The 14,743-nt window shown below is 61.6% G+C and carries 15 protein-coding genes and 1 tRNA gene; 9 read left to right on the forward strand and 7 right to left on the reverse strand.

Annotated features, from left to right (window positions below; all coding sequences use genetic code 11):
• The 4 genes from SM766_RS20655 to SM766_RS20670 form a co-directional block, all read left to right on the forward strand.
• Window positions 1–232: adenosylhomocysteinase (locus SM766_RS20655; RefSeq protein WP_368948941.1), on the forward strand; the 232-nt coding region annotated here is incomplete at its 5' end.
• A 215-nt stretch (window positions 233–447) separates the two neighbouring features.
• A complete protein-coding gene (locus SM766_RS20660) occupies window positions 448–2,544 on the forward strand; it encodes a molybdopterin-dependent oxidoreductase (RefSeq protein WP_368948942.1) in 2,097 nt (698 codons plus the stop codon).
• A 302-nt stretch (window positions 2,545–2,846) separates the two neighbouring features.
• Window positions 2,847–3,272: a hypothetical protein gene (locus tag SM766_RS20665; protein ID WP_368948943.1), complete on the forward strand. Its 426-nt coding sequence runs from the start codon at window positions 2,847–2,849 to the stop codon at window positions 3,270–3,272.
• A 250-nt stretch (window positions 3,273–3,522) separates the two neighbouring features.
• Complete coding sequence (locus tag SM766_RS20670; protein WP_368948944.1) at window positions 3,523–5,583, forward strand: DEAD/DEAH box helicase; 2,061 nt, start codon at window positions 3,523–3,525, stop codon at window positions 5,581–5,583.
• A gap of 39 nt (window positions 5,584–5,622) precedes the next feature.
• Here SM766_RS20670 and SM766_RS20675 read toward each other — a convergent pair whose 3' ends face one another.
• Window positions 5,623–6,144 carry a hypothetical protein gene (locus SM766_RS20675; RefSeq protein WP_237028359.1) on the reverse strand — a complete coding sequence of 174 codons (522 nt, stop codon included), beginning with the start codon at window positions 6,142–6,144 and terminating at the stop codon, window positions 5,623–5,625.
• 66 nt (window positions 6,145–6,210) lie between these two features.
• Complete coding sequence (locus SM766_RS20680) at window positions 6,211–6,501, reverse strand: hypothetical protein (RefSeq protein ID WP_065272040.1); 291 nt, start codon at window positions 6,499–6,501, stop codon at window positions 6,211–6,213.
• Between the two features lie 359 nt (window positions 6,502–6,860).
• Here SM766_RS20680 and SM766_RS20685 point away from each other — a divergent pair.
• Window positions 6,861–6,936 (forward strand) — tRNA-Thr (locus SM766_RS20685).
• A gap of 151 nt (window positions 6,937–7,087) precedes the next feature.
• Here the strand turns inward: SM766_RS20685 and SM766_RS20690 are convergent.
• The 3 genes from SM766_RS20690 to SM766_RS20700 all read right to left on the reverse strand — a co-directional run bounded on the left by SM766_RS20690 (window position 7,088) and on the right by SM766_RS20700 (window position 10,803).
• Complete coding sequence (locus SM766_RS20690) at window positions 7,088–8,647, reverse strand: heme biosynthesis protein HemY (protein ID WP_368948945.1); 1,560 nt, start codon at window positions 8,645–8,647, stop codon at window positions 7,088–7,090.
• Window positions 8,648–8,657: 10 nt separating this feature from the next.
• Entirely contained in the window at window positions 8,658–9,965 is a 1,308-nt protein-coding gene (locus tag SM766_RS20695) for a COG4223 family protein (protein WP_368948946.1), read from the reverse strand.
• A gap of 79 nt (window positions 9,966–10,044) precedes the next feature.
• Complete coding sequence (locus SM766_RS20700) at window positions 10,045–10,803, reverse strand: uroporphyrinogen-III synthase (protein ID WP_368948947.1); 759 nt, start codon at window positions 10,801–10,803, stop codon at window positions 10,045–10,047.
• 73 nt (window positions 10,804–10,876) lie between these two features.
• Here SM766_RS20700 and tsaD point away from each other — a divergent pair, with 73 nt between their 5' ends.
• The 4 genes from tsaD to SM766_RS20720 are packed head-to-tail and all read left to right on the forward strand — an operon-like array spanning window position 10,877 to window position 13,629.
• Window positions 10,877–11,974 (forward strand): tRNA (adenosine(37)-N6)-threonylcarbamoyltransferase complex transferase subunit TsaD, encoded by a 1,098-nt coding sequence (gene tsaD, locus SM766_RS20705; RefSeq protein ID WP_368948948.1) that lies wholly within the window; start codon window positions 10,877–10,879, stop codon window positions 11,972–11,974.
• A complete protein-coding gene (locus SM766_RS20710) occupies window positions 11,971–12,933 on the forward strand; it encodes an NAD(P)H-dependent glycerol-3-phosphate dehydrogenase (RefSeq protein ID WP_368948949.1) in 963 nt (320 codons plus the stop codon). The genes tsaD and SM766_RS20710 overlap by 4 nt, the downstream gene beginning before the upstream one ends.
• A gap of 1 nt (window position 12,934) precedes the next feature.
• Window positions 12,935–13,207: a YciI family protein gene (locus SM766_RS20715; RefSeq protein ID WP_065272034.1), complete on the forward strand. Its 273-nt coding sequence runs from the start codon at window positions 12,935–12,937 to the stop codon at window positions 13,205–13,207.
• On the forward strand, window positions 13,207–13,629 hold the full coding sequence (locus tag SM766_RS20720; protein WP_368948950.1) for an EVE domain-containing protein: 423 nt from the start codon (window positions 13,207–13,209) through the stop codon (window positions 13,627–13,629). Before SM766_RS20715 ends, SM766_RS20720 begins: the two co-directional genes overlap by 1 nt.
• 299 nt (window positions 13,630–13,928) lie before the next feature.
• Here the strand turns inward: SM766_RS20720 and SM766_RS20725 are convergent, their stop codons facing one another.
• Together SM766_RS20725 and SM766_RS20730 are read right to left on the reverse strand one after the other, a co-directional pair.
• Window positions 13,929–14,270 (reverse strand): DUF2853 family protein, encoded by a 342-nt coding sequence (locus SM766_RS20725; protein WP_065272032.1) that lies wholly within the window; start codon window positions 14,268–14,270, stop codon window positions 13,929–13,931.
• A gap of 241 nt (window positions 14,271–14,511) precedes the next feature.
• On the reverse strand, window positions 14,512–14,743 hold a 232-nt coding region (locus SM766_RS20730), incomplete at its 5' end, for an adenosylhomocysteinase (protein ID WP_368948951.1).

Below are 14,743 nucleotides of genomic sequence, written 5' to 3' on the forward strand. Positions count from 1 at the left end.
TGTGATGTCGGCCTCTTTCACCAACCAGGTTCTGGCGCAGATCGAGCTGTGGACCCGCGGTGAGGAGTATAAAAACGAGGTTTACATCCTGCCCAAGCATCTGGACGAGAAGGTCGCCCGCCTGCATCTGGAGCGCATCGGCGTCAAGCTGACCACGCTCAGCCCCGAGCAGGCCGCCTATATCGGCGTCACCCCCGAAGGTCCCTTCAAGCCGGAACACTACCGCTACTGACCGGCCTCACAGCAGAACACCACAAAGCCCCCGCAAATCATGCGGGGCTTTTTTGTTTTGGCTTCGATAGGGCGCAGAAACTGCGAGATGACGTTTGGTCGAAACCGGAAAGACGCGGGATAAGGCTCTGACAAGGTGACGACGGCTGGTCTAGGCTGATCCTGGTCCCTGTGGCTTTGCACGCCGCTGGACCGGGAGGAACAGGGGAGGCAGCCATGAGCGACCAAAAGACACAATTCCGGACCTGCAATATCTGCGAAGCCATGTGCGGGTTGATCGTCACGCATACCGACACCGAGGTCGTGTCGATCAAACCCAACCCGGATGATCCCCTGTCGCGGGGCCATATCTGTCCCAAGGCGATTGCCCTGCAGGATTTCCGCACCGACCCGGACCGGGTGACCACGCCGTTGAAAAAGGTGGACGGTCAGTTCGTACCGGTGTCCTGGGAGGAGGCGCTGGAATATGCCGCAACCCGGATCGAAGAGGTGCAGGAGGCCCACGGGAAGGACGCCGTGGGGACCTATCTGGGCAACCCCAACGCGCATAAGTTCGGCAACCTCCTGACCCTGCCGCGACTGGTCAAGGCGCTGGGGACGCAGAACCGCTATTCCTCGGCCACGGCGGATCAAATCCCGCATCACGTTGCCTCGATCCACATGCTGGGCCATCCGATGCTGATCCCGGTGCCGGATGTGGACCGCACCGACTTCATCCTGATCATCGGCGGCAATCCCCTGGTTTCGAATGGGTCGATGATGACCGCGCCGGGATTTGGCAAGCGGATGGAGGAGCTGCACGCGCGCGGTGGGCGCAGCGTTGTGGTGGACCCCAGACGCACCGAAACCGCCGAAAAGGCCAGCACACATCTGTTCATCCGCCCTGAGACCGATGCCTTTTTCCTGCTTGCCCTGATCCATGAGGTTTTTGCGACTGGTCTGGACAGCCCCGGTGCGCTGGATCCGGTGGTGCGGGGTCGCGATGCGCTGAAACAGGCGGTGCAGCCGTTCACTCCAGACCTTGCGGCAAAAATGACCGGTATCGACGCAGATACTATCCGCTCTCTAGCCCATGATTTTGCCCGCGCCGGTTCGGCGGTAAGCTATGCGCGCATGGGGGCCTCGACACAAAGCTTTGGTGCCCTGTGCCAATGGGCCAGCAATGCGCTCAATATCATCACCGGCAATTTTGACAGCCCGGGCGGCGCCATGTTCACCACCCCAGCGCTGGATTACGTGGGTATGACCAGCCGCAAGGGGCGCGTACGCAGCTATCCCGAGAAACGCTCGCGGGTGTCCGGACAGCCGCTGTATAACGGTGAATTCCCTGTCTCGGTCCTGGCCGAGGAGATGGAAACACCGGGCGAGGGGCAGATCCGAGCCATGGTCACCGTGGCAGGCAATCCTGTGCTGACTGCGCCCAACGGGCTGCGCATTGGGGCGGCGATGGAGCAGCTGGATTTCATGATGTCGATTGATCTGCACATCAATGACACCACCCGCCATGCCGATCTGATCCTGCCCGCCACCGTGGCGCTTGAAGAGTACGTTTATGATATGGTGTTCCACAGTTTTGCCGTGCGCAATACCGCTGCCTTTGCCGAACCGGTGTTTACGCCGCCCAATGACAACCCGCAGGAGTGGGAGGTCATCGCCCGGCTGGCCGCGAGGTTGAGTGGCAGGAACAGCATCGGCCCTTCGCCGGTTGAGACGCTGACAGCGCTTTTGCCGCGCGGATACCACGGCGACCGGGTGACGACAGACGCGATGCTGGGTGCTGAGACCGGAGCGATTGATCTGGGTCCGCTCGTTGAAAGCCTTGCCGATCGACTGGAAACACCGGATGGCAAGCTGGATCTGGCGCCAGAGGTGTTCCTTGCTGACTTGCCGCGACTGCTGGCCTTTGAGCCGCCGGTCAGCGATGATTACCCGCTGCTGATGATCGGGCGTCGGCAGGTACGCAGCCACAACAGCTGGACACAGAACAGCCAGCGTCTGGTGAAGGGGCGCAACCGCTGCACGGTGCAGATGCACCCCGCCGATGCGAACCGGCTGAGCATCGAGGACGGGATGGACGTTGCGGTGCACAGCCGTGTCGGGCAGGTCACCATGCCGGCCGAGGTGACGGATGAGATTGCACCGGGGGTGGTGTCTATCCCGCAGGGCTGGGGACAGCGACAGGGGAAACTGACCACGGCAACCCGGGTTCAGACCGTCTCGATCAATGATCTGACGGATGACACCCGGATTGATCCCATCAGCGGCAATGCGGCCTTTAACGGGGTTCCGGTGGCAGTGAAGGCTATCGCATAGGCGACAGAGCAGGCGGTATCCGGGGCCTTTTCTCCGGGCTGGACCCCGGTCCCGGACCACAGGCCAATCTGATTGGGGATACCTCGAGAAAAGGGCTGTCAAATGCACAAAAGGATAGGTGCTGCTCCCTTTCTGGCCCTTTGTATCCGTTCAGTACATGTCGCCGCCAAAAGGGGAGTGCTGGCTGAACGATTGCCCATGGTCCCCTAGATTGACTCAAACCCGCTCAAAATAAGATTGGTTTATATCGAAATCGAACGGTTTTTTAACCGGTTTTTATTCAAGCGGAAGGACGGTCTGCAATGATACAGAACCTGCTCGGACGGAAGAAAAAGGCAACGCGGCAAGAAAGAATTCTGTCCGAAATCGACCGGCTGATCTCATGGAAGAAATTGGCAGCCTGCGCTGAAACTTGCCTGGATGAAGCGCCCGACTGCATCAGGGTAAACCGGATTTCGTTGGAAAGCCTGGTTCGTATCGAAGTTCTGCACCGGTGCTTTGGCATTTCCCGCAGCCACCTGATGGTAACCGGGTCCGAGACACCAGAACAAGACGGCGCGACCGCTTTGTGCGATTCCCGGCCCGTGCTGAACGAAGACGACGTCGAAAACTTTTACAAGATTATCGCGGATTGCAGCAAACAGGACGAAATCATCAACGAGCTTGGCGCCCAGTTGGCCAAGGTTGGCGTGAGCCTGAAACAGCCGGTGTCCCTGTCACCGTCCTGAAAAACGTCAACAATCTGCCTCCTGCCGTCAGCCGCAACCGAATGTGGGCACGGCGGGTGATCGGCGTAGCGCGGTTGACGCCAAGCTCGGCTTATCGCTGCCCCGCGCTGGCCGCATACCGGCCAGATGACAAGATAGCTATACATTCGGGTCTGAATGCCCTATACGCGGCCAATTGTCGGCACCGGCGCAGCATTTTGCGCCACCTCCCGAGCCGCCTCCGCTCCTATAGAAAAAAGCAGACCTTCCTTTGAAACAGACACTCGCTATGGCGCTGGAGCGCCGTGGATATGACAAACTTACTCCCGTTCAGGAGGCCGTGACCGATCCGGCCCTGGGCAGCGCGGACCTGTTGGTTTCGGCGCAGACCGGTTCGGGAAAGACCGTCGGATTTGGCCTCGCCATCGCCGGGGCCATTCTGGGCGATGAAGACCGTTTTGGCTCGGCAGCTTTGCCGCTGGCGCTGGTGATTGCACCGACCCGCGAACTGGCCCTGCAGGTGAAACGCGAACTCAGCTGGCTCTATGGTGAGGCCGGTGCAACCGTCGCCTCCTGCGTGGGCGGCATGGACATGCGGGATGAGCGCCGGGCGCTGGACCGGGGCGCTCATATCGTTGTCGCCACCCCGGGCCGTCTGCGCGACCATATCATGCGCGGGTCCATCGACCTGTCCGAGCTGCGCGCAGTGGTGCTGGACGAAGCCGATGAAATGCTCGATCTCGGTTTCCGTGAGGATCTGGAGTTCATTCTGGGTGAGGCCCCGGAAGAACGCCAGACGCTGCTGTTCTCCGCCACGGTTCCCCCGGCAATTGCCCAGCTTGCAAAAAGCTATCAGCGCGATGCCATGCGGATCACCACCGTCGCCGAGAAATCGCAGCACAGCGATATCGAATACCATGCCATGGCAGTGGCGCCGCGCGACGATGAAAACGCCATCATCAACGTGCTGCGGTTCTACGAGGCCCCCAACGCCATCGTGTTCTGCAACACCCGCGCCATGGTGAACCGTTTGGTGACACGCCTGTCGAACCGTGGCTTTTCGGTCGTGGCCCTGTCGGGTGAGCTGTCACAGTCCGAACGCAGCCATGCCCTGCAGGCCATGCGCGACGGGCGTGCCCGCGTCTGCGTCGCAACCGATGTGGCGGCGCGCGGGATCGACCTGCCGAACCTTGATCTGGTGGTGCACGCCGAATTGCCCTCCAGCCACGAAACCCTGCTGCACCGTTCTGGCCGGACCGGTCGCGCCGGTCGCAAGGGCGTCAGCGCACTGATCGTGCCGCCAAAGGCGCGCAAAAAGGCCGAGCGCCTGCTGAAAATGGCCAAGCTGCAGGCCGAATGGGGCAACGCACCCTCGGCCGAGGCCGTGTCGGAACGCGATGGCGAACGTATGCTGGCAGATCCCGCCTGGCACGAAGCCGTCAGTGACAGCGAACAGCCCATGGTGACGCAGCTGAGCGAAGCCTTCTCGGCAGAACAACTGGCCGCAGCCTATCTGCGACTGTGGCGCAGCGCGCGCTCTGCCCCTGAAGAGCTGTCCGAAGCAAACGCCAAGCCTGAGCCGCGCGAACCCTTTGGTCCCAGCGTTTGGTTCTCGATTGCCGCAGGGCGCAACGAAGGCGCCGATCCGCGTCGGTTGCTGCCGATGCTGTGCCGGGCGGGCAACATCACCAAATCCGATATCGGTGCCATCCGCATCCAGCAGGACGAGACCTTTGCCGAGATTCGCGAAAGCAGCGCAGCCGGATTTCTGGCGGCGCTTGGCACCGAGATGGTGCTGGACGATGGCACCAAGCTGACGCAACTGGACAGCCCGCCGAACATCCCCGCCGGACGTCCCGCCGGCCGCCCCGGTGGCCCCAGAAAGTTCGACGGACCGAAGCCGGGCGGAAAACGTCCGCATCGTGGTCGGGACTCACGCCCGGATGACCGGCGCGGTGAACGGTCCTATGACAAGCCAGGCTTCGACAAATCCGATGGTCCGCGCAAACCCCGCGCAAACAAATCGGACCGGGACGAGCGTCCCCGTCACAAGAAGCACGAGGCCGCCGCCCCGCGCGAGCCGAACGCTGTGGTGACCCCGCGCAGCAAGCCTGCCAGTAAACCAGCAGGCAAGCCCGGCGCGGGCGATGCCAGCAAGAGCCTGCGCAAAAAGGACGGCGGCAAACCGCATTTCGCGACCCGCGGCCCCAAGGGACCGCCGCCGCCAAAGGGCAAGCCGAACAGCAAGAAGAACAAGGCCCGTGCGGCCCTGGCCAAGGCGGGAAAAGGCGGTTCCGCAAAACCCCGTCGGCCTAAAGCTGATCTGAGATGACATCAGGGCAAAGCGCAGTCTTTGCCCTGATTTATAGGCTCAACGCATCTGGTGTTTGCGCAGGGCGCGGAACAGGAACATCAGGATCAGTGACAAGAAGAACAATCCAAAGAAGTCACCGATCAGGTAAACGAAGTAATCCTGGGGCGGGCTTTGGAAGGCCAGATTGCTGAGCACCGAAGACACCACGGAAACCAGAAATCCGGCAAACATGATGCTGGCCCAGCGTGGCCTGCGGCCGGAATAAGGCGACAGATCCCATCCGGCCAGTTTGATCAGGTGAAAGACGGCCGACGGAACAAGAACCGCAATCGCCATTGCAGCGATCCGGGGCGGTTCAAGAACACTGGCCCCTGAGAAGTACAGAAAAACCAGAAAGACGCCGGGAAACAGGGCAATGGTTGCCCGCCACCCAAGCAGCCAGGCGGCAAGCACCTTCACCCCATGCGGAAGGAAAAGAAGGCTGGAATCGCTTTCAACGCCGGGAAAGACTCTCAATTGGATCGGCATCAGCAGTTCGAAGGCGACCAGGCAAGCCAGCAGGTAGCACAGTGTAACCACTGTTGTTTCTGTCGCCAGAGCTTTCAAATCCCGTCCCCGCCTTCATCTGTGTGACGCCCCCTGTTCCTATTTGGGTGCCTTCACCAGATATCGCCCCCGGCTCGCGCTGCCGCTTTGCTCCAGATATCCTTTGCCGACCAGCGACTTCAAGGCCCGGAAAAATGTCGGACGCGACATGCTGGCCACGATGGCATGCGCCCGGATGGTGTTGGTGCGCACGCCGTCGGAGGTGTCCGGAAAGTCGCTCGCGGCGTAGTACACATCACGTTCAACCGTAGACAGCTCCTGAAGCCCCATCGAGCTTTCCATATCGAGCATCAGTTTTCGCAACTCTGTCAGTTTGGAAATGTCAGACATAGCGTCCTGTATTAATTTTTAATGCCAAGTGTGTGTCACAAGAGTGTAATACACGAACAGCCTAAAACAGCAAATGGTATCATGTTGACACGTTATTATTGTACGGTAGTATAACTTTCGTCCGGCCGCTTTTGTTAAACCGTGAGTGGTGGCAGCCGAACACTATTTTAGAACCGAAAAATTTTCAGGCGCGGTGCCTTCGGGTTCCGCGCCGCCTTAGTTCTTTGAAACGCTGACGAGCGTCGGGACCCAACTATGCCACCCTGCCGTCACAGCCGTCCCTGCCCTCTGGTGCCTGTTCTGCTTTGAGATTTTACCTTGCGCGGTGGGCAGTGAGGAGCTAAATGATCAGCCGCGTAGCCCCAATAGCTCAGTCGGTAGAGCAACTGTTTCGTAAATAGTAGGTCGGCGGTTCAAGTCCGTCTTGGGGCACCACCTCTCCATCTAAGGCAATGTTTTGCATGTTCAGAGCCTCTTGGGGCTCTTTCAGGCGAAAGGTCTCTGCCGTCTCACCCCGCTGAACACGAGAGACGGCAGATCATGGGTCAGAGCCGACTGTGCAGCGCCGGGCCGCACAGTCGGGCGGTTACTTGGCGTCTTTTTCGGCCACGTCTTCATCGCGCTCCGTGTCGCCGTTTTCCGGCTCAGCGTTCTGATCGTCCTCGGCCCGGTCATCCGCTGTGCTGACATCGTCGGAATTGTCAGGCGCATCCGCATCGATCAATTCCGCTTCGGGGATATCCCCGGCCTCCGGGGCTACGGCAGGCTTCGCCGCGCCGGTGATCAGCGGCAGCATATGGGCGCCCGTTGCGCTGGCGAATTCAGCGGTTTCGGGGCGCTTCCAGCTGAGCGTGTCAAAGCTGGTGCAATGTTCGCAGACCGGCGCCCATTCCGCGTGAATGTGGTTGCAGTTCTCGCAGACCCATTGTGGACCCCGCGGCGCGGTCAGCGCGCGGGTCAGCCAGCCCTGAACCACCGCATCCGGGGCACCTTCGCCCCGCTCAATCGCGGCCATCAAAGTGAGGGCGCGTGCATCCGGCGCCCGTTCGGCCAGATCGCCCAGGGCCCGGCGGGCTTCGGGGTAATCTTCGGCAACGATGTTCAGCTCGGCCATCACCAGACGGGTTTCGTCGTCATGCGGTTTCAGGCGCGCCAGCTGGCCAAAGCGCTTGACCCGCTCGGCAGCGGTTTCGGTCGGTTCGATTTCGGCAAAGGCATGCGCCAGGTCGGGGTGCGGCTGTGCCTCCCAGGCTTTTTTCAGAACCCGGACAGCATTGCGGGTCTTGCCCTTGGCGATATAGGCTCGCGCGGCCATAGCGGCGGCAGGCACGAGATCGGGCGACAGGCGGTTGGCCTCGATGGCCTGTTCGCGCTGCTCCACGGTTGCGCCTTCCTCGATCACCCCTTGGGAGGCCGAAAGCGCCAGCACCGCGTCGCGCCGTTTGAACACATCGCGGGGCAGAGTGCCGGTCTTCAGCTTGGTCGCAAGCGTCTTGCGCGCCCCCGCCCAATCCTCGGCGCGGGCCTGCAGTTGCAGCAGCGTATCCTGTACCTCTTCGTGTTTCGGGCGTAGAGCCAATGCCTTTTCGGCCAGTTGCCGGGCGGTGTCGGTATCACCGTCGGACAGCTTCTGCTTCATGATGCCGCGAATGCCGACAAACCGGGTGTTCTGATTGCCCAGAAGCCGTTTATAGGCGGCAGCGGCCTTTTTGGTATCGCCAGCCATTTCGGCCGCCTGGGCGGTCAGAAGATCGGTGAGTTCAGGTTTTTCCAGATAGCGCTCGGCGCGCGATGCCTTGGCCAGCGCCAGACGCCCCTCGCCCGAGGCCAGCGCCATCAGCCCGTCAGACAGCGCCTGATAGCCCTTCGCTTCACGTCCCTTGTCGAAATAGCGCGACAGGGCGGTTTCATCGCCATTCAGGAATTTCAGCGTGGCAACCAGCAGCGACAGCAGTTTGAAGAACAGCCAGACGATCAGGACCAGCGCCACCAGCGCCATCACGGATTGCAGCGCGCCAAGGGTATATTCAGTGCCTGCAACGGTGATCTGCACGCCCCCGGCGGTTTCCATCAGGATCCCCGCACCCAGAGCCAGCAGCGCGACGATTGCAACAAAGACGAGGATTTTCAGCAATGACCAGAGCATGGCAGGGTCCTTATTTCGCGTTCAGGCTTTGGGCCAGTTCATCCGCTGCGGCAACCGTAGCGACCCGGCTGCGGGCAGCCGATTCCCAGTCCGCCAGGGCGGTCCGGGCGGTTTCAGGCAGTGCGTCCAGTTCGGCCAGCGCATCGGCAATCTTGCCCTGATCCACCAACGCCCCGACACGGGACAGGACCGCATCCGGATCGTCGCCTTCGCGCGGCGCAACCGAGCGCGCCCCGAGGTGACGTTTGAGATAATCCATCACGCCGCCGGTGCCCTTGGTCTCTTCCCGCGCAGCGGCAAGGGCGCTGCGGGCGGCCGGGGTGAAGCTATCGGCCAAGCCGGTGAGCGTTGCCACACCGCTGTCGGCAGGAGAGGTCAGCGCCTCTGGCACGGTAACATCAAGGGTGGTCAATTCGTCGACAAGCCCCGCGTAGCTGGCACCGCTGTCGAGGCTGGAGCGCAGACGGGCCAGCACGGTCTGGGCACTGGCGATACGGGCGGCCTCGGCGCTGGCCTGATCCATCTGGCGGGCCTCGGCGAGCATCTGTTCAACCTCGGCGCGTTGCGCGGCCAGGCTGTCCTGCAATTTGGCAAGCTGGGCATCCACTGCGGCAATGGCCTCGGGCGATCCGGCATCGGCCACCGGGCGTTGCTCTAGCGCAGTCAAACGCTCCACAAGCGCGGCAATCTCGGTCTCAAGCGCGTCACTTTGCGGTGCGGAGAGATCACCAACGGTGCCTTCAACAGCGTCGATACGCTGCGAAAGCGGCGCGAGATCGGGAATGGAGATCCCCTCGACCTGCGTTTTCAGCGCCGACAGATCCGACCGCAAAGCGGCCTGCTCTGCTTCGATCGCGGTGACATCGACACTGGCCGGGCGCAGGCTGGGCGGCAGGATGCTGTTCAAAACGCCGCCTTGCCCCAGGGCAAATCCGATGACAGCAGCGACAGCCCCACCAAGGACGGCTGAGCCAAAGCCACCGCGTTTTTCGACAACGCGTTCGATCACCTGTTGCGGTTCCGCGGGCGCCGGTTCAGGGGTTTCTGCGTCTGCGTCTGCGTCTGCGTCTGCGTCTGCGTCTGCGTCTGCGTCTGCGTCTGCGTCTGCGTCTGCGTCTGCGTCTGCGTCTGCGTCTGCGTCTGCGTCTGCGTCTGCGTCCGTCTCGCTCGATGCTTCGGCTTCGGCTTCGGAAGTGTCCGCCGGGCTTTCTTCTTGCGAGTCAACCGGTTCCGGGGTTTCGACCTCAGTCACCTCTGATGCAGTCACATCATTGGCGTCCGACCCGGTCACATCATCCGAAGTTTTCTTGTCAGCCACGTCGGCATCTCCCTCAATTCTCACCGCTGCGATTCATGCTTGAATTCTGCGGTGCTGGCGCTCAACCCCAAGCGCGACATTACTTCCCGTGCGCGGGACCCTCAACCCGCGCCAAAGCATCTGCGGCATCACGGACCAGTGTACTCATCGCACCTGCATCGGGCGTGTTACATACCTGCAAGTCCCTGCAATTCAAGACTTTCAGTGGTTTCGCAACGGCTTCGCTCAGCGCAATCAGATGCAAATTCGACGCATCGGGACAAATCTGGGCGAAATGCCGCGCAGTTCGTGGCGAAAAAACCGGCACGATCAGCGACTGTTGCGACGTTATTGCCCGCAGCGCGTCTTCATTCAGTGGCAGCAGCTCCTGATCATAGATCACCTTCTCGCGGCAGGACAGCCCCGCAGCCGTCAGCCGCTGCGCCACATCACCCCGCGTATGACGCCCGTGCAGATGCAACAAGGGCGCGGGTGGGCGCATATCCACAAGGCGGGATACCAGTTCATCGGCGGTCTGGCCCAAACATTGCGCGGACCAGCCCGCGCCGATAGCCTCCGCCGTGGTGCGCTGCCCGACACAATAGGCAGGCAGATCCGTGGAAACCTGTCCGGTCGCCGTGGCAACCGCATTGGCAGAGGTGAAGATCAGCCCCCCGACGCCCTGCGTATCCGTTGCGCCCAAAGCGCCAGATAATGGCTGAACCCGCATCAGCGGCGCATAGATCACGGTAAGCCCTGCGCATGTCTCAGCAGGCAGGTCCTCCACGAACCGGCGGGCCGAGGGCAGCGGCCGCGTCATCAGCAAACCCACGGCAGGGCCGGTCTTCGGATCCGTCACATCGCGCTCCCGGGATTGTTTGCACCTGTCATAGGTGGTAGCCCCGGCGCCAACCTGATGCAATGGTAGCACGATGACACAAACCCTGACGATCCTTGGGCTGGAAAGCAGCTGCGACGATACAGCAGCGGCTGTGGTGCGCCAGACCGGAGATACCCCGGCCGAGGTCCTGTCGTCGGTGGTTTTTGGCCAGACCGAGCTGCACAGCGCCTATGGCGGGGTGGTGCCGGAAATCGCGGCGCGGGCGCATGCGGAAAAGCTGGATATCTGCGTGATTGAAGCCTTGAAAGAGGCCGGTGTCACCCTGAAAGACCTAGACGCGGTGGCCGTCACCGCCGGGCCGGGGCTGATTGGTGGGGTGATGTCCGGCGTGATGTGCGCCAAGGGGATTGCCGCCGCCACCGGCCTGCCGCTGATCGGTGTGAACCACCTGGCGGGCCATGCGCTGACGCCGCGGCTGACCGATGGCATTGCCTTTCCCTATCTGATGCTCTTGGTGTCCGGCGGGCATTGTCAGTATCTGATCGTGCGCGGACCAGAGGATTTCACCCGTCTGGGCGGCACCATCGACGATGCTCCGGGCGAAGCCTTTGACAAGACCGCGCGCCTGTTGGGCCTGCCGCAGCCCGGCGGCCCCTCGGTGCAGGCCGAGGCGGAAAATGGCGCCCCCAAACGGTTCCGCTTTCCGCGCCCGCTGCTGGACCGGCCTGATTGTAACCTGTCCTTCTCGGGTCTGAAAACCGCGCTGATGCGGATGCGCGATCAGATTGTCGCGGAAAAAGGCGGGCTGACCCGGCAGGACCGCGCCGACCTTTGCGCCGGGTTTCAGGCCGCCGTGGTCGATACCCTCGCCGAGAAGACCCGCCGCGCCTTGCGCCTTTATCTGGATGAAAACCCGGCATCCCCGACCGTTGCCGTGGCCGGCGGGGTCGCCGCCAATACCGCCATTCGCGCCGCACTACAGGATGTTTGCGCCGAGGCAGGCGCCACCTTCACCGCGCCGCCCCTGCGCCTGTGCACCGATAACGCTGCGATGATCGCCTATGCCGGGCTAGAGCGGTTCCGATCTGGTGCGCGCGACGGGCTGGACCTGACAGCCCGGCCGCGCTGGCCGCTGGATCAGAGCAGCCCCGCGCTGCTTGGCTCGGGTAAAAAGGGGGCCAAGGCATGAGTGTTTCGGTCCTGGGCGCGGGCGCCTTTGGCACGGCGCTGGCGATTTCTCTGGCGGGCAATGGGCCCGTCACACTTTGGGCACGCAGCCAGCCCCATGCCGAGCAGATGCAGACCAGCCGCCGCAATGAGAACCGCCTGCCCGGCGTGGACCTGCCGTCAGAGCTGACCGTCACCTCGGATTTGGCCGAAGCGGCGGAAAGTGACACCATCCTGCTGTCCGTTCCGATGCAGCAATTGCGCGGGCTGCTGATGGCCGAAGGCGATGCGCTGGCAGGCAAGGCCCTGGTGGCCTGCTGCAAGGGGATCGAACTCAGCACCGGGATGGGACCGGTTTCGGTGATCCGGGATTGCCTGCCACAGGCACAAGCCGCCCTGCTGACCGGCCCCAGCTTTGCCGCCGATATCGCGCGCGGCCTGCCCACGGCACTGACGCTGGCCTGCGAAGACCCTGCGCTTGGGTTGTCCCTGCAGGAGCAGCTGACCACGGCCAACCTGCGGCTTTATCGCACCACGGATACGGTGGGCGCCGAGTTGGGCGGTGCCTTGAAGAACGTGATCGCCATCGCCTGCGGTGCGGTGATCGGTGCAGGCCTTGGCGAAAGCGCCCGCGCGGCGCTGATGACCCGCGGTTATGCCGAGATGCAGCGCATGGCCCTGGCCTGCGGTGCCCGCGCCGAAACGCTGGCCGGATTGTCGGGCTTTGGCGATCTAACGCTTACCTGCAGTTCGGACCTGTCGCGCAACTACCGGCTGGGATTTGCCATTGGCCGGGGAGATAGTTTCGATCCCTCCATCACCGTCGAAGGCGCCGCCACCGCCCGGGCCACCGCCGCCAAGGCCGAGGACATGCGGCTGGACATGCCGATCACACAAACCGTGGTCGCTTTGCTGGATGGCCGCTTGACGATTCATGACGCAACCGCTCAACTGCTGTCACGACCATTAAAAGAGGAATAAAATGCTTATAGCATTGATTGCACGCGATAAACCCGGGCATTTGGAAACCCGGATGGCGAATCGCACCGCGCATCTGGCCTATATCGAAGAGACTGGCGCCGTGGCGCAGGCAGGGCCGTTGCTGGATCAGAACGGCGAAATGGTCGGATCGCTGATCATTCTGGATGTCGAGGATATGGCCGCGGGCGAGGCCTGGGCGGCGAATGATCCCTACAACAAGGCGGGCCTGTTTGAGGCGGTCGAGCTGATCACCTGGAAAAAGGTCGTCGGCTGATGGCTTACTGGCTGTTCAAATCCGAACCTTCGACCTGGGGCTGGCAGGACCAGCAGGCCAAGGGCGACGCGGGTGAGGAATGGGACGGCGTGCGAAACTATCAGGCGCGTAATTTCATGCGCCAGATGAAACTGGGCGACCGCGGATTCTTCTATCACTCACAGAAAGAAAAATCCGTGGTTGGCATTGTCGAGGTCTGCGCCGAGGCGCACCCCGACAGCACCACGGATGATCCGCGCTGGGAGTGCGTGGATATCAAGACGGTGCGCGGCTTCACCACGCCGGTATCCCTGGAGCAGATCAAATCCGATCCCCGGCTGGAAGAGATGGTGCTGGTGAAAAGCTCACGCCTGTCGGTGCAGCCTGTGAGCGAGGAAGAGTGGCGCATCATCTGCGATCTGGGCGGAACCGATCCAAACTGAGCCTTGGCTGGGTCAAATGACCACATCCATGGACCTTTGTCCCAAATACTTGTTCTGAAAACGAAAAAGGGAAGGCCCAGCGAATGCAGGACCTTCCCTTCACCCCGCGTGCTCCGTAGCCACCACACGCGTATGAGAAATTCGGTTCCTGCCTTCCTGGCGGGTTGAACTATAGATAGCCCAGAGAAGTTGGATTCCGCAATTCATTAGCTTCGACAATACCGTTAAAATGCGAAACGCCCCGGGTGGGGGCGTTTGCAAACTGTGTATTTTAAAGGTGTTAACTGGCTTTGGCGGGGTTAGCCGTAAACCGCTTCCTTGCCGAAATGCTTGGTCAGCATGTAGTAGAAAACCGCCCGGTATTTGTTGCGCTCAGATTTGCCATAGATCTCGACGACCTTGTTGATCGCCTCCATCAGTTCAGGCCCGTCAGCAAGACCCAGTTTCTTGATCAGGAAGTTCTGTTTGACGGTTTCCAGCTCGCTCTCCTGGCTGGAGGCAACGGTGGAGGCATCCGCATCGTAGATCGCGGGGCCGCAGCCGATGGTCACCTTGGTCAGCAGGTCCATATCCGGATCCATGCCGCATTTGTTTTTCAGATCATCTGCATATTGTGCAATCAGGTCGTCACGTTTTCCCAAAGTCTTTTCTCCCTTCTGGGGCGGACCCGGCTCCGGATCCTTCCGGTCACATAATGGCCAGGATCAGCTTAAGGGCAGAACGCGACAGGGCAACGGGAATTTTTGCAATCCTGCCTCAAAGCCAGGCCTTTGCTGTCCGGGGGCAGGGAACCGGCACCGATCCGGTCTCTGCCTTGTAACAAAAAAGCCCCCGCATGATTTGCGGGGGCTTTGTGGTGTGCTGTTCTGTGACTGAAGCCGGTCAGTAGCGGTAATGTTCCGGCTTGAAGGGGCCTTCGGGGGTGACGCCGATATAGGCGGCCTGTTCTGCGCTGAGCGTGGTCAGCTTGACGCCGATACGCTCCAGATGCAGCCGCGCGACCTTCTCATCCAGATGCTTGGGCAGGATGTAGACCTCGTTGTTGTACTCCTCACCGCGGGTCCAAAGCTCGATCTGCGCCAGAACCTGGTTGGTGAAAGAGGCCGACATCACG

The organism is Pseudophaeobacter sp. A-200-2, assembly GCF_041008815.1.
GTDB classification, from domain to species: Bacteria; Pseudomonadota; Alphaproteobacteria; order Rhodobacterales; family Rhodobacteraceae; genus Phycobacter; species Phycobacter gallaeciensis_A.